Source organism: Actinomycetospora straminea (genome assembly GCF_028737255.1).
Taxonomy (GTDB): Bacteria; Actinomycetota; Actinomycetes; order Mycobacteriales; family Pseudonocardiaceae; genus Actinomycetospora; species Actinomycetospora straminea.
The window spans coordinates 165,151-181,517 of the sequence record NZ_JAQZAN010000012.1; the positions used below are offsets into that span (position 1 = coordinate 165,151).

General features: G+C 76.1%; 22 protein-coding genes. 16 read left to right on the forward strand and 6 right to left on the reverse strand.

Translation table 11 applies throughout. From position 1 onward, the window contains the following. The first annotated feature begins 5 nt into the window (after positions 1–5). The 6 genes from PH190_RS17560 to PH190_RS17585 are packed head-to-tail and all read left to right on the forward strand — an operon-like array spanning position 6 to position 4,967. The gene (locus PH190_RS17560; protein ID WP_274232818.1) at positions 6–842 is read left to right on the forward strand and encodes an SDR family oxidoreductase; all 837 of its coding nucleotides are present in this window, start codon (positions 6–8) and stop codon (positions 840–842) included. Beyond that, a complete protein-coding gene (locus PH190_RS17565; RefSeq protein WP_274232819.1) occupies positions 839–2,266 on the forward strand; it encodes a class I mannose-6-phosphate isomerase in 1,428 nt (475 codons plus the stop codon). The genes PH190_RS17560 and PH190_RS17565 overlap by 4 nt, the downstream gene beginning before the upstream one ends. A gap of 10 nt (positions 2,267–2,276) precedes the next feature. Further along, positions 2,277–2,894, forward strand: coding sequence for a pyridoxal 5'-phosphate synthase glutaminase subunit PdxT (pdxT, locus tag PH190_RS17570; protein WP_274232820.1), 618 nt, complete (start codon positions 2,277–2,279; stop codon positions 2,892–2,894). 44 nt (positions 2,895–2,938) lie between these two features. After that, positions 2,939–3,448, forward strand: a complete 510-nt coding sequence (locus tag PH190_RS17575; RefSeq protein WP_274232821.1) for an SRPBCC family protein — start codon at positions 2,939–2,941, stop codon at positions 3,446–3,448. Then, complete coding sequence (locus tag PH190_RS17580; protein WP_274232853.1) at positions 3,448–4,491, forward strand: LLM class flavin-dependent oxidoreductase; 1,044 nt, start codon at positions 3,448–3,450, stop codon at positions 4,489–4,491. Before PH190_RS17575 ends, PH190_RS17580 begins: the two co-directional genes overlap by 1 nt. Then, positions 4,488–4,967, forward strand: a complete 480-nt coding sequence (locus tag PH190_RS17585) for a winged helix-turn-helix transcriptional regulator (protein WP_274232822.1) — start codon at positions 4,488–4,490, stop codon at positions 4,965–4,967. The genes PH190_RS17580 and PH190_RS17585 overlap by 4 nt, the downstream gene beginning before the upstream one ends. An 18-nt stretch (positions 4,968–4,985) precedes the next feature. On the opposite strand, the gene PH190_RS17590 is transcribed toward PH190_RS17585, so the two are convergent. From PH190_RS17590 to PH190_RS17600, 3 genes are all read right to left on the reverse strand, one after another. Continuing rightward, positions 4,986–5,462: an SRPBCC family protein gene (locus tag PH190_RS17590; RefSeq protein WP_274232823.1), complete on the reverse strand. Its 477-nt coding sequence runs from the start codon at positions 5,460–5,462 to the stop codon at positions 4,986–4,988. 99 nt (positions 5,463–5,561) lie between these two features. Continuing rightward, the gene (locus PH190_RS17595; protein WP_274232824.1) at positions 5,562–6,974 is read right to left on the reverse strand and encodes a PQQ-dependent sugar dehydrogenase; all 1,413 of its coding nucleotides are present in this window, start codon (positions 6,972–6,974) and stop codon (positions 5,562–5,564) included. An 85-nt stretch (positions 6,975–7,059) separates the two neighbouring features. Next, complete coding sequence (locus PH190_RS17600; protein ID WP_274232825.1) at positions 7,060–7,614, reverse strand: PaaI family thioesterase; 555 nt, start codon at positions 7,612–7,614, stop codon at positions 7,060–7,062. A 155-nt stretch (positions 7,615–7,769) separates the two neighbouring features. Between PH190_RS17600 and PH190_RS17605 the strand changes: the two genes are divergently transcribed. The 4 genes from PH190_RS17605 to PH190_RS17620 are packed head-to-tail and all read left to right on the forward strand — an operon-like array spanning position 7,770 to position 9,760. After that, complete coding sequence (locus PH190_RS17605; RefSeq protein WP_274232826.1) at positions 7,770–8,531, forward strand: YebC/PmpR family DNA-binding transcriptional regulator; 762 nt, start codon at positions 7,770–7,772, stop codon at positions 8,529–8,531. A 4-nt stretch (positions 8,532–8,535) separates the two neighbouring features. Continuing rightward, complete coding sequence (locus tag PH190_RS17610) at positions 8,536–9,042, forward strand: GNAT family N-acetyltransferase (protein ID WP_274232827.1); 507 nt, start codon at positions 8,536–8,538, stop codon at positions 9,040–9,042. Further along, positions 9,039–9,197: a hypothetical protein gene (locus tag PH190_RS17615; RefSeq protein WP_274232828.1), complete on the forward strand. Its 159-nt coding sequence runs from the start codon at positions 9,039–9,041 to the stop codon at positions 9,195–9,197. Before PH190_RS17610 ends, PH190_RS17615 begins: the two co-directional genes overlap by 4 nt. 8 nt (positions 9,198–9,205) lie before the next feature. Further along, positions 9,206–9,760: an endonuclease/exonuclease/phosphatase family protein gene (locus tag PH190_RS17620; RefSeq protein ID WP_337993827.1), complete on the forward strand. Its 555-nt coding sequence runs from the start codon at positions 9,206–9,208 to the stop codon at positions 9,758–9,760. On the opposite strand, the gene PH190_RS17625 is transcribed toward PH190_RS17620, so the two are convergent. Beyond that, positions 9,744–10,856 carry a winged helix DNA-binding domain-containing protein gene (locus tag PH190_RS17625; protein ID WP_274232830.1) on the reverse strand — a complete coding sequence of 371 codons (1,113 nt, stop codon included), beginning with the start codon at positions 10,854–10,856 and terminating at the stop codon, positions 9,744–9,746. The two genes, PH190_RS17620 and PH190_RS17625, sit on opposite strands and share 17 nt — an antisense overlap. Further along, positions 10,853–11,119, reverse strand: coding sequence for an acylphosphatase (locus PH190_RS17630; protein WP_274232831.1), 267 nt, complete (start codon positions 11,117–11,119; stop codon positions 10,853–10,855). Before PH190_RS17630 ends, PH190_RS17625 begins: the two co-directional genes overlap by 4 nt. A 39-nt stretch (positions 11,120–11,158) precedes the next feature. Here PH190_RS17630 and PH190_RS17635 point away from each other — a divergent pair, with 39 nt between their 5' ends. Beyond that, complete coding sequence (locus PH190_RS17635; protein ID WP_274232832.1) at positions 11,159–11,779, forward strand: alpha-ketoglutarate-dependent dioxygenase AlkB; 621 nt, start codon at positions 11,159–11,161, stop codon at positions 11,777–11,779. Positions 11,780–11,798: 19 nt separating this feature from the next. On the opposite strand, the gene PH190_RS17640 is transcribed toward PH190_RS17635, so the two are convergent. Then, positions 11,799–12,311, reverse strand: coding sequence for a nuclear transport factor 2 family protein (locus PH190_RS17640; protein WP_420791663.1), 513 nt, complete (start codon positions 12,309–12,311; stop codon positions 11,799–11,801). A gap of 93 nt (positions 12,312–12,404) precedes the next feature. On the opposite strand from PH190_RS17640, the gene PH190_RS17645 reads away from it, so the two are divergent. The 5 genes from PH190_RS17645 to yajC all read left to right on the forward strand — a co-directional run bounded on the left by PH190_RS17645 (position 12,405) and on the right by yajC (position 16,355). After that, positions 12,405–12,971 (forward strand): crossover junction endodeoxyribonuclease RuvC, encoded by a 567-nt coding sequence (locus tag PH190_RS17645; RefSeq protein WP_274232834.1) that lies wholly within the window; start codon positions 12,405–12,407, stop codon positions 12,969–12,971. Next, positions 12,968–13,780, forward strand: a complete 813-nt coding sequence (locus tag PH190_RS17650; protein WP_274232835.1) for an alpha/beta fold hydrolase — start codon at positions 12,968–12,970, stop codon at positions 13,778–13,780. Before PH190_RS17645 ends, PH190_RS17650 begins: the two co-directional genes overlap by 4 nt. Before the next feature lie 340 nt (positions 13,781–14,120). Then, a complete protein-coding gene (ruvA, locus tag PH190_RS17655) occupies positions 14,121–14,762 on the forward strand; it encodes a Holliday junction branch migration protein RuvA (RefSeq protein WP_274232836.1) in 642 nt (213 codons plus the stop codon). A 47-nt stretch (positions 14,763–14,809) separates the two neighbouring features. Beyond that, a complete protein-coding gene (gene ruvB, locus PH190_RS17660) occupies positions 14,810–15,823 on the forward strand; it encodes a Holliday junction branch migration DNA helicase RuvB (protein ID WP_274232854.1) in 1,014 nt (337 codons plus the stop codon). Between the two features lie 67 nt (positions 15,824–15,890). Continuing rightward, the gene (gene yajC / locus PH190_RS17665) at positions 15,891–16,355 is read left to right on the forward strand and encodes a preprotein translocase subunit YajC (protein ID WP_274232837.1); all 465 of its coding nucleotides are present in this window, start codon (positions 15,891–15,893) and stop codon (positions 16,353–16,355) included. Positions 16,356–16,367: the final 12 nt, after the last annotated feature.

Here is a 16,367-nt window from a genome sequence, read left to right on the forward strand (position 1 = left end):
CCGGGATGAGTGGTCACCAGCAGGAGCACCCCGGCTACGAGCACGCGATGACGCCGCCGAGCGACTGCGGCGAGGAGAGCTACACCGGCTCCGGCCGCCTGACCGGCAAGGTCGCGCTGATCACCGGCGGCGACAGCGGCATCGGGCGGGCCGTCGCGATCGCGTTCGCGCGCGAGGGCGCCGACGTCGCGTTCGGGCACCTGCCGGCCGAGGAGGAGGACGGCAAGGAGGTCGAGCGTCTCGTCACCGACGCCGGCCGCCGCGTGCTGCGCGTGCCCGGTGACCTCACCGACCCGCAGGCGTGCCGCGACCTCGTCGCCCGCACCGTCGACGCGTTCGGCCGCCTCGACGTGCTGGTCAACAACGCGGCGTTCCAGATGGTCCGCGAGCGCCTCGAGGACATCCCGGACGAGGAGTGGGACCGCACCATCGCCACCAACCTCGACGCGATGTTCCACGTCACGAAGGCCGCCTTGCCCCACCTCGGCGCCGGCGCGTCCATCATCAACACGACGTCGATCAACTCCGACAACCCGCCGCCCGGGCTCATCGCGTACGACGCGACGAAGGCCGGCATCGCCAACTTCACCGCCGCGCTCGCCCGCCAGTACGGCGACCGCGGCATCCGCGCCAACAGCGTCGCGCCCGGCCCGATCTGGACCCCGCTGATCCCCGCGACGATGCCCGCCGAGGCCGTCGCGTCGTTCGGCCAGGACACCCCGCTGGGGCGCGCGGGCCAGCCCGTGGAGCTCGCCCCGGTGTACGTGATGCTGGCCTCTGACGAGGCGAGCTACGTCTCCGGCGCCCGGATCGCGGTCACCGGCGGGACGCCGATCCTGTGACCGCCCGGCGGTCCTCCCTGCTGCCCTCCCTGCCCCTGCACCTGTCCACCCCGATCGCCCGCCACGTCTTCGGCGGGCGCGCGGTCGTCGACCGCCTCGGCCGCGACGACCTGCCGGGCGGGCGGATCGCCGAGGCGTGGGAGGTCAGCGACGTCGACGGCACGGCCTCGGTGGTCGTCGACGGGCCGCTGGCGGGCCGGCCGCTGCGCGAGCTGGTGACGACGTGGCCCGAGGAGCTGCTCGGGCCGGGGTGCCACGACGCGGTCTTCCCGTTCCTCACCAAGCTCATCGACGCCGCCGGCACGCTGCCGGTCCACCTGCACGCCGACGACGCCACCGCGCAGCGGCTCGAGGGCACGCCCACGGGCAAGACCGAGGCGTGGCACGTCCTCGAGGCCGCGCCGGGGGCGACCGCGCTGTGCGGCACGCGGCCCGGTGTCGACGCCGACCGCCTGCGCGAGGCCCTGCTCGCGGGCGAGTTCGACGCCGTGCTGCGCCGCCTGCCGGTGCGCGCGGGCGAGACGATCTACGTACCGGGCGGGACGTTGCACTCCTTCGGCCCCGACACCCTCGTGCACGAGATCGAGCAGACCTCCGACGTCGTGCAGCACGCGATGCCGTGGCACATGGAGGACGGCTCGCCGGTCCCGCCCGACGAGCAGCGGGCCAACATCGAGACGCTGCTGGCGGAGTGGGACCCCGCGCCGCGCCCGGAGTTCCGGCCCGGCCTCGCGATCGACGTCGACGACGGCGTCTCGCGGGTGGTGCTCACCGCCGGCCCGTACTTCGCCCTCGACCGCTGGCGCGTCGCCCGGCGCGCCACGATCGACGTCGCCGCGGCGACCGTGCTGACCAACGTCGGCGCCCCGCTGCGGCTGCGGGTCGGCGACCACGTCGAGGGCCTGGGCCGCGGGCGGTCGGTGCTGCTGCCCGCCGCGCTCGGCTCGGTCACCGTCGAGGGCCCGGCCACCTGCTCGCCGGCCACCGCCCCGACCTCGAGCGCGACGTACGGGCGCCGCTGCTCGCCGCGGGCCACGGGGCGGAGGCGGTGGCGCGTCTGGTCGCGGGAGGCGGTTGACCCGGATGCGACCGGGCCGTCCGCCGCGCCGGGCCGGTGCTCCTCGGTCCGTAGCGTCGGTCGCCATGAGCCGCCCCCTGACACCGGTCGAGGTCTGGACGCGCGCCGTGCGGATCTACGTCGAGACGCCCGTGAGGGCCTGGAACGAGGGCGTGACCGCGGTCGCGCTGTCCCCGATCACGGCGTGGACGCGGGCCGCGAGCTCGATCGCCGAGGCCCCGATCGACGCCTGGAGCCGCGGCGCGAAGTCCGTGGTCACGGCCCCCATCAGCGCGTGGAGCCACGCGGCGACGTCGGCGACCCAGCGCGTGCTGCGTCTCGTCCTGCCGCGCTGACGGGTTCCTAGACTGGGGGGCGTGAGCGCACCCGTCGGCGTCCTGGCCCTCCAGGGCAACGTCCCCGAGCACCTCGACGCCCTCCGCGCGTGCGGGGCCGACGCGCGCCCGGTGCGCCGCCCGTCCGAGCTCGCCGAGGTCGCGGGGCTCGTGCTCCCGGGCGGCGAGTCGACGACGCTGTCGAAGCTGCTCGAGGCGTTCGAGCTGCTCGAGCCGCTGCGCGAGCGCCTCCGCGCCGGGATGCCGGCGTTCGGGTCGTGCGCGGGCATGATCCTGCTGGCGCGCGAGGCCGTCGACGCTCGCCCCGACCAGCACCAGCTCGGCGCCCTCGACATCACCGTGCGCCGCAACGCGTTCGGTCGCCAGGTGCAGTCGTTCGAGACCGACCTCGCGGTCACCGGCATCCACGGCGGTCCGGTGCGGGCGGTGTTCATCCGCGCGCCCTGGGTCGAGTCGACCGGCCGCGGCGTCGAGGTCCTCGCCCGCGTCCCCGGGTCGGTGCGGGGTGAGGCGTCGGGCAAGGTCGTGGCCGTGCGCCAGGGCCCGGTGATGGCGACGGCCTTCCACCCCGAGCAGACCGGCGACGCCCGCCTCCACGACCTGTTCCTGCGCCAGGTCCGGGACCGGGTCAGCACCTGACTCGCTGGGTGTCGTCCGCGCACCCAGCCCGATACGCTGCGGCGATGCGCTACACCGACCGCCCCACCGTCGAGGCGTCCGTCCACGTCGCGGCCCCGCCCGCGCGGGTGTGGCCGCTGGTCCGGGACATCGGCGTGGTCGCCGAGACCTCCGAGGAGCTGCAGGAGGCGCACTGGCTGCCCGCCCCGGACGGGCCGGGCGAGGGTGAGCAGCCGGGGGTCGGGCACCGCTTCCGCGGCCGCAACGCGCACCCGCAGGTCGGGGAGTGGGAGACGGTCTCGACGGTCGTGGAGTGCGACGAGGCCCGCCGCTTCTCCTGGGCGGTCATGGACCCCGACAACCCCAGCGCGATCTGGCGCTTCACGCTCACGCCGGTCGAGGGCGGCACCGAGCTCCACCAGTGGGCGCAGCTCGGGCCCGGCCCGTCGAACCTCACGACGGTGATCGAGCGCCTGCCCGACAAGGAGGAGCGGATCGTGGCCGGCCGGTTGCGCGAGTTCCGGCAGGGCATCGAGCGCACGCTCGCCGGGATCAAGGAGCGCGCCGAGGCGTGATGCGCACCGCCACGACGATCGAGGCCTCCGGCGCGCCGTGGGCCGAGACGGTCGACTTCGTCGTCGAGGCCGAGCGCCTCGGGCTCGACGTCTGCTGGGTGGCCGAGGCGTGGGGCTCCGACGCGCCGTCGCCGCTGGGCTACCTCGCCGCGCGCACCCACCGGCTGCTGCTCGGGTCGGGCGTGGTGCAGGTCGGCACGCGGTCGCCGGCGCTGATCGCACAGACCGCGCTGACGCTGCAGACGATGTCGGAGGGCCGCTTCCTGCTCGGTCTCGGGAGCTCGGGGCCGCAGGTGCTCGAGGGCCTGCACGGGGTGTCGTTCGCCCACCCGCTGGGGCGGATGCGCGAGACCGTCGAGGTGGTCCGCCGGGTGATGGCGGGCGAGAAGGTCCGCCACGACGGCCGGCACGTGACGCTGCCGCTGCCCGGCGAGGCCCGGCCGATGCGGGTGTCGGTGACCGCCGACGTGCGGGTGCCGATCCACCTCGCCACCCTGTCGCCGAAGATGCTGCACCTGACCGGCGAGGTCGCCGACGGCTGGCTCGGCACGAGCTTCGTCCCCGAGGGCGCGGCCACCTCGCTGGAGCCGCTGGCGGCGGGCGCGGCGGCGGCCGGGCGCACGCTCGCGGACCTCGACCTGTGCCAGGGCGCCGAGGTCGCCTTCGCGTGGGACGAGGCCGAGCTCGCGACGATGCTCGACGAGCGGCGCGCCGGCCTCGCGTTCAGCCTCGGCGGCATGGGGTCGGCGACGCGGAACTTCTACCACGACGCCTACGCCCGCCAGGGCTGGCGCGAGGTCGCCGCCGAGGTCCGCGGGCTGTGGCAGGCGGGGCGGCGGGAGGACGCGGCGGCCGCGGTGCCGCGGGAGATGGTCGCCGCGACGACGCTGATCGGTACCGAGGACGGGGTGCGCGAGCGGCTGCGCGCGTGGCGCGACGCCGGGATCACCACGGTGCGGCTCTACCCCGCCGGCGCCGACCTCACGGCCCGGCTGGAGACGCTGGCCCGGGCGATCGAGCTGGTGCGGGAGGTCTCGCGGTGACGGAGCCCCTGCGCTGGCGCGACCTCGACAGCGGCGCGTGCTCGATCGCGCGGACGATGACCGTGCTCGGCGAGCCGTGGACCGTGCTCGTCGTCCGCGACCTGCTCCACGGCGTGCGGCGGTTCGACGACCTCGTCGCGCACCTCGGGATCGCGCGCACGGTCCTCGCGCGGCGTCTCGCGGTGCTGGCCGAGGCGGGGCTGGTGGAGACCGCGGAGTACCGCGAGCCGGGGCGCCGGGCGCGGCGCGAGTACCGGCTCACCGCGGCCGGGCAGGACCTGCGCCCGGTGCTCATGGCGCTCATGGAGTACGGCGACCGGCACCGCGCCGACGCGCCGCCCGTGGTCGTGCGCCACGAGGGCTGCGGCGAGCCGGTGACGATGGTGGCCGAGTGCCGCGCCGGCCACCGTGTCGGCACCGGCGACCGGGTCCGCAGCACGCCGGGGCCCGGGGCGCGCGGCCCGGACACCGGCTGACGGGCTCGCCGGGACCGCTCAGGAGGTCGCGGCCTCGGCGACGTTGTCGATCGTCCGGCCCATCTGCTCCTCGGTGACCATCGGGAAGAAGCCCTTGAACTGGTCGTCCCGGACGGCGCTCCAGTCGTAGGTCTGGGTGACCTCGGTGCCGGTGCCCGACGGCTCGAGCCGCCAGCGCCAGACGTGGCCCTTGGCCTGCACGTCGCCGAGCTTGTCGGTGTAGCCGTCGAGCGGGTGCAGCTGCGGCGACCACGCGATCTCGCGGTCCTGCTCGTAGGCGGTGACGGTGTTGAGCATCTGGTAGTCGCCCAGCGCGTCGTTGCGCATGTTCATGACGAACTGGTCGCCGACGCCGCTGACCGTCGCGTTGCCCTCGACGCCCTGGAGCATGCCCGCGCCGTCGAACTCGTGGTGGCGCCCCGGCGTGGCCAGCAGCGAGAACAGCTGGTCGGGCTTGGCGTCGACGGTGCGCGTGACGGTGATCTGGTCGCTCATGCGTCCCCTCCCGTGGTCGTGACGACGGTCTCGTGCCCCACCCGACCGGGCCACAAACGGTGGGACCGAGCGTCCGCGGCCGTGGCGTCGACCCTGGCGTCACAGCCCCGGCGGCGCCACCCGGTAAACCGCGTCGGCCCCGTCGTCGGTGACGTACACGGCGCTGTCGGGACCGGGGACGGCCGCGACCGGGCGTCCCCACCGCGAGCCGTCCGGGCCCTGGAAGCCGCCGACGAGCGTGCGCTGGCCGTCGAGACCGCCGCCCCGCCACGGGTAGAACGACACCTCGGGCGCCCGCGGCGTCTGCCGGTTCCACGACCCGTGCACCCCGACCAGCGCGCCCTGCCCGTACGGCGCGGGCAGCGTCCCGAACGCCATCCCGAGCGGGGCCGAGTGCGCGCCCATCGTCTGCTCGACGGGCGTCAGCGCCGCGCAGTCCAGCGCCCGGCCGTCGGGGTTGGTCTCGGCGTCGGCGACGAAGGGGACGTCGGACGGGTCGAGCGCGCTCGTCGGCACGCCGGGGTCGACGTCGGGGTCCGCGTTGCAGTACGGCCAGCCCACGTCGCGCCCGGGGTAGAGGCGCACGAGCTCCTCGGGCGGGTGGTCGTCGACGTAGTCGGGGATGACCCGGCCGCGGGCGGAGCCGTCGTCGTCGCCGTCACCACTGCCGTAGGGGCGGTCGTAGGGGAACGGGATGTCGTCCCGGTTGTTGACCGCCGACCACACCGCGCCGTCGGGGGCGACGGCGAGCCCGGTGCCGTTGCGCACGCCGCGGGCGAAGGGCGCGGCGGGCCCGCCCCCGGGCGGGACCCGCAGGATCGCGGCGCGCTGGGGGGTCGACGCGCGGTCGGCGGGGGAGACGTTGCCGGTCGATCCGACCGAGACGTAGACCGAGCCGTCCGGGCCCACCGCGACGCTCTTGAGCGCGTGCGCGTAGGCCCCGCGCAGGTCGGGGCTCCGGGCGTCGGGCAGCCCGTCGACGACCGTCGTCGCCTCCCCGAGCCGCCCACCCTCGTACGGGTAGGAACGCACGGCGTCGCTCTCCGCGACGTAGAGCGTCGAGCCCGCGAACCACAGCCCGTGCGGCTGGGTCAGGCCGCTGACCAGCGACGTGCTCGTCGTGCCGCCGGGGCCGGCGACGAGGCGCACGACCTCGCCCGCGCCGGGGCGCGAGACCAGGAGCGCGCCGTCCGGGGCGAACGCCGCGAGCCGGGCGCCGGGCACGCGCGCCCACACCGCGATCGACCAGCCGGCGGGCACCAGCGCCCGGCGCGCCGTGTCGAACGGCTCCGCGCCGAGCCCGGGCGGGACCGTCACCGGCGTCGGCACCAGGCCCTCGGTGGCGGCGCCGGCCGGCGCCGGGCCGCCGTCGTCGCTGCCGGGTCCCGCCGAGGCGGTCCGGGCCGGGTCGGGGGGTCCCGCGGGCGGCGTGGGGGCGGCCGCGCCGTCGCCGCACGCGGTGACCAGCACGAGGAACGCGGCGGCCACCGCGGCGAGCAGTGAGCGAGACATCTCGACCCTTCGTCCACGGTGTGTCCCGGGCGGCCCGGCGGGTCGAGCCCACCACACGTCCGGCGGCACTCCGCGGCGGGTCTCCTCAGCCGCGCAGGATCAAACAGCTCGACGTCGCCTCGGCCACCAGCCGCCCGGCGCCGTCGACCAGCTCCGCGCGGGCCAGCGCCGTGCTGCGCCCGGCGTGCACGACGTGGCCGACGGCGCGGCAGGTGCCGGAGTCGGAGGTCAGGCGGCGCAGGAACTTCACCGACAGGTCGAGGCTCGTGTAGCCGACGCCGGCCTCGAGGGTGCTCTGCACGGCGCAGCCGGTCGCGGAGTCGAGGAAGGTCGCGTAGACGCCGCCGTGCACCGAGCCGATCGGGTTGTAGTGGTGCTCGGCGGGCTCGAACGTGAACACCACGCGCCCGCGCTCGACGGTCTCGATCCCCCCGCCGACCAGCGTCATGATCGGCGGCGGGGGCAGCGTCCCGTCGGCCACGGCCCGCAGGAAGGCGAGCCCGTCGCGGCCGGTGGCCTCGGCGGCGAGCGCCCGCGGGTCCGACCAGGTGTGCGTGCGCTCGCGCGTGGTGACGTCCATCGGGCTCCCTGTCGTGCGGTCTCGTCTGGGTATCGCATCACTACTCAGCTGTGTCGGCACCGTACCGTCCCGGAGCCGCGGGGAGCACCTCGGTAGACTGGATCGTTGGATGCGTGCGCGGCGGTGAGCCGTGCGTCAGTGCCGGCCGGGACCCCCGGGAGCGGCGCCGCGGGAGGTCCCGCCGCAGGGACGCGCGAGACGAAGGGCGGGAGACGATGAGCGGCCACTCCAAGTGGGCGACCACGAAGCACAAGAAGGCCGCGATCGACGCCAAGCGCGGCAAGATGTTCGCGAAGCTGATCAAGAACATCGAGGTGGCGGCCCGCACCGGCGGCGGCGACCCGTCGGCCAACCCGACGCTCTACGACGCCATCCAGAAGGCGAAGAAGACGTCGGTGCCCAACGACAACATCGACCGCGCCGTCAAGCGCGGGTCGGGCGCCGAGGCCGGCGGGGCCGACTACCAGGCGATCACCTACGAGGGCTACGCCCCGGGCGGCATCGCGGTGCTCATCGAGTGCCTCACCGACAACAAGAACCGCGCCGCCGGCGAGGTCCGCACGGCCATGAACCGCAACGGCGGCGCCATGGCCGACCCGGGCTCGGTGGCGTACCTGTTCCACCGCAAGGGCGTCATCATCGTCCCCAAGGCGCAGGCGTCGGGCGAGCTCGCCGAGGACGACCTCCTGATGGCCGTCCTCGAGGCGGGCGCCGAGGAGGTCAACGACTACGGCGAGAGCTTCGAGGTGCTCACCGAGGCCTCCGACCTCGTCACCGTCCGCACCGCGCTGCAGGAGGCGGACATCGACTACGACTCCGCCGAGGTGTCGTTCGTGCCGTCGATGAACGTCGAGGTCGACGCGGACGGGGCCCGCAAGGTGCTGCGGATCATCGACGCGCTCGAGGACTCCGACGACGTGCAGAACGTCTACTCGAACTTCGACGCCTCCGACGAGGTCATGGCCGAGGTCGGCTGACCACGTGACCGCCCCCTGTGTCGTCGCCGGGCTCACCGCGGGCGACGCCGGGGAGGCGCTGACCGTGCAGTACGCGGCGTACCTCGCCGAGGCGCGCCGCTACGGCACCACCGAGATCCCGCCGCTGCGCGAGACGGTCGCCGAGCTGGCCGCCGACCTGCAGCGCCCGGACGTCCGGGCGTTCGGGGCGTGGGTCGGGGCGCGGCTGGTCGGGTCGGTGCGCCTGCGCGGGGGCGGGGCCGGCACGGGGACGGGGTGCGTCGAGCTCGCCCGGTACTCCGTCGCGCCCGACGTGCAGGGCCACGGCATCGGGCGCGCGCTGATGGAGCGCGCGCACGCCGAGCTCGCCGCGGGCGACGTGAGCTGGCTGGTCACGGGCGCGCGCAGCGACGAGAACCTGCGGCTCTACCGGCGTGCGGGCTACGCGGAGACGGGCCGGCTCGTCGACAGCGCCGGTGTGGAGCTCCTGCGCCTCGAGCGCGTGGCGCCGGCCGCGCCGACACCGTCGTGAGGCGCCTGGCCGGCGCGCTGCTCGGCGTCGCCGCGGTGGTCGTGGCCGCCTGGGTGCCGTTCTGGTGGTGGGCCCCGACGGGCTCCCCGGTGGCCTTCGCGCTGCTGGCCCTGACCCCGCTCGTCACCGTGCTCGCGGTGGTGGTGGCGGGCTGACCGCGGGGCTGCCGTTCGTCAGCTCTCGGGCGCGCGACGCGGCGGGCGGCACCGCGCTGCTGGCCCGACACCCGCTCGCGCCGTCGGGGATGGTGCTGCGCGAGGGCGTGTTCGCGCAGGTCGAGGGGCGGGTGCTGGCGCCGGGCGGGCCCGTCGACGTCGTCGTCGCCCACCCCGCCGCCCCGGTCTTCCGCGGCGACCCGACCGGCTGGGCGCAGGAGATCACCGACCTCCCGCCGCCCGCGGTGTCGCCGGACCAGCCGCCGCGCCTCGTCGTCGGCGACCTCGACGCCACCCTCGACCACCGCCCGCTGCGCACGCTGCTCGCTCGCGGGTGGGACGACGCGGCGGACGCCGTCGGCGCCGGGCTGCGCGGGACCTGGCCGACCGACCGCACCGTCCCGCCGTTCGCGGCGATCGACCACGTCCTGGTGTCGGGGCGTGCGAGCCCGGTCGGCGTGCTGACCCGCGACCTGCCCGGTACCGACCACGCGGGGCTGGTGGTGACCCTCGCCGTCGACGGCGGTCGACCCGGGGCCACCGGGATCAGGCCGGGGCCGTGAGCTCCCGGCCCAGCACGCGGCTCCACGTCGCGCGCTCCCCGTCCGGCACGGCGACGGGGGCGTCGAACGGGGCGACGGCGAGGCGGTCGTCGTCGGCGCTCCAGGTCGCCACCACCCGACCGTCGTCGACCACCACCGGTGCGATCCAGCCGGCGGCGCGGCTGACCTTCCGGCGGTGCCCGGGCGGCACGAGGTCCGGGTCGGCGGTGCCCGCGCCGAGCACGTAGGGGTCGAACGGCCCGAGGAGGCGGATCCCGATGGGGTCGGCGGCGGCCAGGTCGTCGAGGTCGTCGAGGTCGGCGGTGCGCGCGTACCGGGCCTCGCCGTCGACGGTGACCGCGGTGAGCGTGCCGTCGGCGACCAGGTCGGCGAACCACCGCCGCAGCCGCGCCTTCGGGGTCCCGCCGCGCAGGAGCCAGGCGTCGAACGCGGTGGGCGTCGCGGGCCCGTGCGCGGCGAGGAAGGCGGGCACGATCGTCCGGGCGGCGTCGTCGGGGTCGGGGAGCCCGGGCCAGCCGGCGACGGCGGTGCGCGGGCTCGTGAACGTCACGCGGGTGCCGGCCGGCGGGCCGTGACAGAGCAGCCCCTGCCAGGCCAGCGGCTTGAGCACCGCGCCCCACCCCGAGCCGAGCGCCGCCGAGAGGTCGGTGTGCCCGCTGTGGGCGACGAGGCCGGCGGTGAGCTCCTCGCGGGTGAGGACGGCGCCGTCGGCGAGCACCTCGGCCACCGCGGCCTCGAGCGCGCGCATCTGCTCGGCGGTCGCGAACTCGCGCTGCCACGAGCCCTTGTCCCAGGTCCGCGCCGCGGCGAGGAGCGCCAGCAGGGCGGGCGCCTGGTCGGCGGCGAGCAGGTGCAGCGTGCCGCGGGCCGACCAGGTGCGCACCAGCGTCCCGGCGGTGAGCGCGTCGTCGACGGTGCCGTCGTCAGCGCGACCCGTGGCCGTGCGCGACGCGACCGCCTGCGCCGCGGCCGAGGGCACCTGGGCCTGCACCCCGAGCAGCCGGCGCGCGATCGCCACCGGGTCCCCGCCGTCGCGGCCGGCGAGGTGCTGGCGGTACAGGCGGAAGCGGCGGACCTGCTGCGCGGTGGCCCTCACGTCTCCTCGAACGACCGCGACCCCTGCGGCTCGGTGTCGCTGACCTCGACGTCGCTGACCTGCGCCTGTGGCGACCCCTCCCGGGCCCAGGCGATCATCCGGTCGACGGCGTCGTCCTCGCCCTCGACGAGCATCTCGACGCTGCCGTCGTCGCGGTTGCGCACCCAGCCGGTGACGCCGAGCCGGTTCGCGGTGTCCCGGGCGCTCGACCGGTAGAAGACGCCCTGCACCTGCCCGCGGACGACGACGTGCTTGCTCGGCATGGTGTGCCTCCGATCGAACATGTGTTCTACTGGTCGGCGATGACCGCAGCATGGACGCCCTCGCTCTTCGGTGGGGGCGAGGGCGCCGAGGGCCCGGGCGTGGACCCGACGGTCGTGCCGCGCCGCATCGTCCTGGACGAGCGCTCGTGGGTCGACCTGGCGCCCGCCTGGATCACCGGCGCGGACGCCTGGTTCGACACGATCGTCGCCGAGGCGCCGTGGGACCAGCGGCGGCGCCGCATGTACGACCAGGACGTCATGGAGCCGCGGCTGACCTGCGGCTGGCGCATCCCCGAGGCGCCCGACCCGATGCCGGCCGTCGCCGAGGTGCTCACCGAGCGGTACGGCGTGCGGTTCGACCGGGTGGGCGCCAACTTCTACCGCCACGGTGACGACTCGGTGGCCTGGCACGGCGACCGGGTCCGGTTCACCCACGAGGCACCGATCGTCGCCATCGTCTCGCTGGGCGCGCCGCGCCGGTTCGGCCTGCGGCCGGTCGGGGGCGGCGCGTCGACGCGGCTGACGGTGGCCGGGGGCGACCTGCTGGTCATGGGCGGGCGCTGCCAGCACGAGTGGCAGCACACGGTGCCCAAGTGGCCCGGCGCCGGGCCGCGGGTCAGCGTCACCTTCCGCCACGACGACCCGGGTCCACGGCCGTGAACGGCCCTGATCCCCGGGCCTAGATCGGGATCTCGCTCGTGTCCCCGTCCGCGCGGGGCCCGTGCAGCCGGCGCTCCTCCTCGGCGATGCGGACGTCGTTGATGCTCGCCTCGCGCCGGGCCATGAGCCCGTTGTCGGCGAACTCCCAGTTCTCGTTGCCGTAGCAGCGCCACCACTGCCCGGCGGCGTCGCGGCACTCGTACTGGAAGCGCACGGCGATGCGGTGCCCGCCGAAGGTCCACAGCGACTTGCGCAGCACGTAGTCCCGCTCGCGCTCCCACTTACGGGTCAGGAAGTCGACGACCTCCTGCCGCCCGGTGACCCACTCGTCGCGGTTCCGCCACACCGTGTCCACCGTGTAGGCGAGCGCGACCTTCTCGGGATCGCGGGTGTTCCACGCGTTCTCCGCGGCGAGCACCTTCGCCCGCGCCGACTCCTCGTCGAACGGCGGGAACGGCGGGCGGGGCTCCTCGGTGGGGCTGGTGGTCACGGGGTGGTCCTCCTCGCGGGGTGGCGCCGGCGCGGCCAGCATGCCGATCCCGGGGTCGCCGGTCGATCACCGGGACACGCCGGTCCGGGGGACGAGGCCCGGGTCGCCGGCCGGTCGCCGCGTAGCGTCCCGCCCATGCGGGTGCTGGGCGTCGACCCCGGGCTGACGCGGTGCGGGCTGGGCGTGGTCGAGGGCGGCGGCGGGCGGACGGTGCGCGCCGTGGCCGTCGACGTCGTCCGCACCCCGCCCGAGGCGGCGGTCGCCGAGCGCCTGGGCGCCGTCGCCGACGTCGTCGAGGCGTGGATCGCGGAGCACCGCCCCGACGTCGTCGCCGTGGAGCGGGTCTTCGCCCAGCACAACGTGCGCACGGTGATGGGCACCGCGCAGGTCGGCGGGGTCGTCGCGCTGGTGGCGGGGCGCGCCGGGCTGCCGGTCGCGTTCCACACACCCAGCGAGGTCAAGGCCGCGGTCACGGGGTCGGGGCGCGCGGGCAAGGAACAGGTCACGACGATGGTCACCCGGGTGCTCGCGCTCGGGACCGCCCCGCGCCCGGCCGACGCCGCCGACGCCCTCGCGCTCGCGGTGTGTCACTGCTGGCGCGCCCCGATGATCGCGCGCATGGCGGAAGCCGAGGCCCGCGCCGCCGAGGTCGCCAAGCACCACCGCGCCCGCCTCGCCGCCGCCCGCCGCGCCGCTCGGTGACCCTCGCGCACGTCACCTCGGCCGACGGCACCCGCCTCGCGGTCGAGACGCTGGGGGAGGGCCCGCCGCTGGTGCTGACGACCGGCGCGCTGCAGGACCGGGCGAGCGTCCGGGTGCTCGCGCAGGCCCTCGCCGACCGCGCGACCGTCCACCTGTGGGACCGGCGCGGCCGGGGCGACAGCGACGGTGCGCCCGATCCCTCGGTCGACGCCGGCGGCCCGGACGGCGAGGAGCTGGTGGCCGCCGAGGTCGCGGACCTCGCCGCGGTCGTCTCCCACGCCGGCGGTTCCCCGGCGCTCTACGGGCACTCGGCGGGCGCGGTCCTCGTGCTCGAGGCGGTGATGCGGGGCGTGCCGGCCGCCTCGGTCGTCGCGCACGAGCCGCCCTGGCGTGGCGACGACTCCCCGCCCCGCCGGGCCCTCGCCGACGCCGTGCTCGCCGCCCTGCGCGAGGGCCGGGACGACGACGCCGCGGCCGCGTTCCTCGGCGGCTTCCCGGCGGCCGCGCCCGCCCCGGTCGCGCGCCTGCGCACCACCCCGTTCTGGGCGCGCACCGTCGCCCTCGCCCCGTCGCTGGCCTGCGACGTTGCGCTCGTCGCCCGCGGTCCGGTGCCCGCCGCGAGGCTCGCCGGGCTCGCCGTGCCGCTGCTCGCCGTCGACGGCGGCGCGAGCCCGGACTGGGTGCGGGCCGCCGTCGCCGCCGTGGCCGACGCCGTCCCGGGCGCCGCGCGGCGCACCCTGCCCGACCAGGCGCACGTCGTGGTCCCCGCCGTCCTGGCCCCGGTGCTCGCGCAGTTCCTCCTCGGGTGAGGGGCACGTTCCGCACGGTCGGCAGGGCCCGGCGCCTGCCGGACGTGCCCCTCGCGCCGGTGACACTCCGGAGAGATCGTTCCGGAGACGTCGTCCGACCGGCGCCGACTCCTTGCCCGCGGCGCCCCGGTGCGTGGGGAGCTCTCCATCCCGATCTCCCGAGGCTGTCGTGGGCGTCGTCGGCGTCGCCGCCGACCCGTGTCCCGAGGACACGGGTCGACCGGTCGTCCACGCCCCTCGCCCCGACGGGGGAGCCCGGGCGCGGCGGTCCGCGGGAGCGTCGGGGGCGGCCGGTAGCCTTCGAACGTCTGTTCGTCGGGTGGGACCGGAGGCTCGTGCGGTGATCTCGTCGGTGCGGGGGGAGGTCCTGGCGGTCGGGCTCGACCACGCCGTGGTGGAGGTCGGCGGGGTGGGGCTGGCGGTCCAGGCCACGCCGGCGACGCTTGCGCGCCTGCGCCGCGGCCAGCAGGCGCGGCTGGACACCGCGCTGGTGGTCCGGGAGGACTCGCTGACGCTCTACGGGTTCGCCGACGCCGCCGAGCGCGAGATGTTCCTGCTGCTCCAGACGGTGTCCGGGGTGGGCCCGCGGGTCGCGCTGGCGACGCTGGCGGTGCTCGACCCCGCGGCGCTGAGCCACGCCCTGGCCGACGGCAACCTCACGACGCTGATGAGCGTGCCGGGCATCGGGCGCAAGGGCGCCGAGCGGCTGGTCGTCGAGCTGCGCGACAAGGTCGCGCCGCCGAGCCCCGCCGACGTCGACGGCGAGCCGCCGAGCAGCCCGGTGGCCGCCGGCACCCTGCGCGACCAGGTGGTCGAGGCGCTCGTCGGCCTCGGCTTCGCCGCGAAGCCGGCGGAGAAGGCTGTCGACGAGGTCCTGGGCAGCAACGGCAGCAACGGCAGCAACGGCAGCAACGGGCACGGCGCGTCCGACTCCTCGGCCGTCCTGCGCGCCGCGCTCTCGCGCCTCGGGCCGGCGCGGTGAACGAGCACGACCTCGAGGGCAGCCTCCAGCGCGCCCTCGACGCCACGGTGGAGGACGGCGAGTCCGACCTCGAGAACCGCCTGCGCCCCGCCCGGCTGGCGGAGTTCATCGGCCAGCCCCGCGTGCGCGAGCAGCTCGACCTCGTGCTCCAGGGCGCTCTGCGCCGCGGCGCCCCGCCGGACCACGTGCTGCTCTCGGGCCCGCCCGGGCTGGGCAAGACGAGCCTCGCGATGATCATCGGGCACGAGCTCGGCAGCGCCGTGCGCATCACGTCGGGCCCGGCGCTCGAGCGGGCCGGCGACCTCGCGGCGATGCTGTCGAACCTGCTCGAGGGCGACGTCCTGTTCATCGACGAGATCCACCGCATGGCCCGGCCCGCCGAGGAGATGCTCTACCTCGCGATGGAGGACTTCCGGGTCGACGTCGTGGTCGGCAAGGGGCCCGGGGCGACGTCGATCCCGCTCGACGTCGCTCCGTTCACGCTGGTCGGGGCGACGACGCGGGCCGGCTCGCTCACCGGCCCGCTGCGTGACCGCTTCGGCTTCACCGCGCACATGGAGTTCTACGAGCCCAGCGACCTCGAGCAGGTGCTCACCCGCAGCGCCCGCATCCTCGAGGTCGACCTGCGCCCCGACGGCGCCCGGGAGATCGCCGGCCGGTCACGGGGCACGCCGCGCATCGCCAACCGCCTGCTACGCCGGGTGCGCGACTACGCCGAGGTGCGCGCCGACGGCGCGGTCACGCGCGACGTCGCCCGCGCGGCGCTCGCGGTCTACGACGTCGACGAGCTCGGTCTCGACCGGCTGGACCGCGCCGTCCTGGGCGCGCTCGTGCGGAGCTTCGGCGGCGGGCCGGTCGGGGTGTCGACGCTCGCGGTGGCCGTGGGGGAGGAGCCCGGCACGGTCGAGGAGGTGTGCGAGCCGTACCTCGTGCGCGCCGGGATGCTCGCCCGGACGCCACGCGGGCGTGTCGCGACCCCCGCGGCGTGGCGCCATCTGGGGCAGGAGCCCCCCGCCGACCGGAGCGATGACGACCGGGGCCAGGGGACCCTGTTCGCCTGAGCTGGCAGACTCGGAAACGGACAGTGCGGGGTGCGAGACCGACGCGCCCCCCGGTGATCGGAGAACGATGGACCTGATCTTCCCCCTGCTCATCCTGTTCATGATCGGTCTGGTGTTCATGTCCAGCCGGCAGCGCAAGAAGCAGGAGAACCAGCAGAAGAGCCTGCAGAACAGCCTCCACGTCGGCGATGTGGTCGTCATGACGTCCGGCATCAGCGGCACGGTGGTCGACGTCGACGACGAGCGCACCATCGACCTCGAGATCGCCCCGGACGTCGTCACGACCTGGCTGCGCGCCGCGGTGCGCGAGAAGCTCGTGGCCGAGGAGGCCGTGGTCGACGGCGACACGGCCGACGCCGACGCCGACGCCCACGCCCACGCACTGCCCGAGTCGTCGGTGCCCACCGCGTCCACCCCGGTCGTCGACCCGGCGCCGACGGCGAGCACGACGGACACGAAGGACGCACCGGGCGTCACGGCGGACGCCAAGACGGACACGACGGACAACGTGTCCTCGCCGCGCTCGTCCTGACGCTGCGCACGA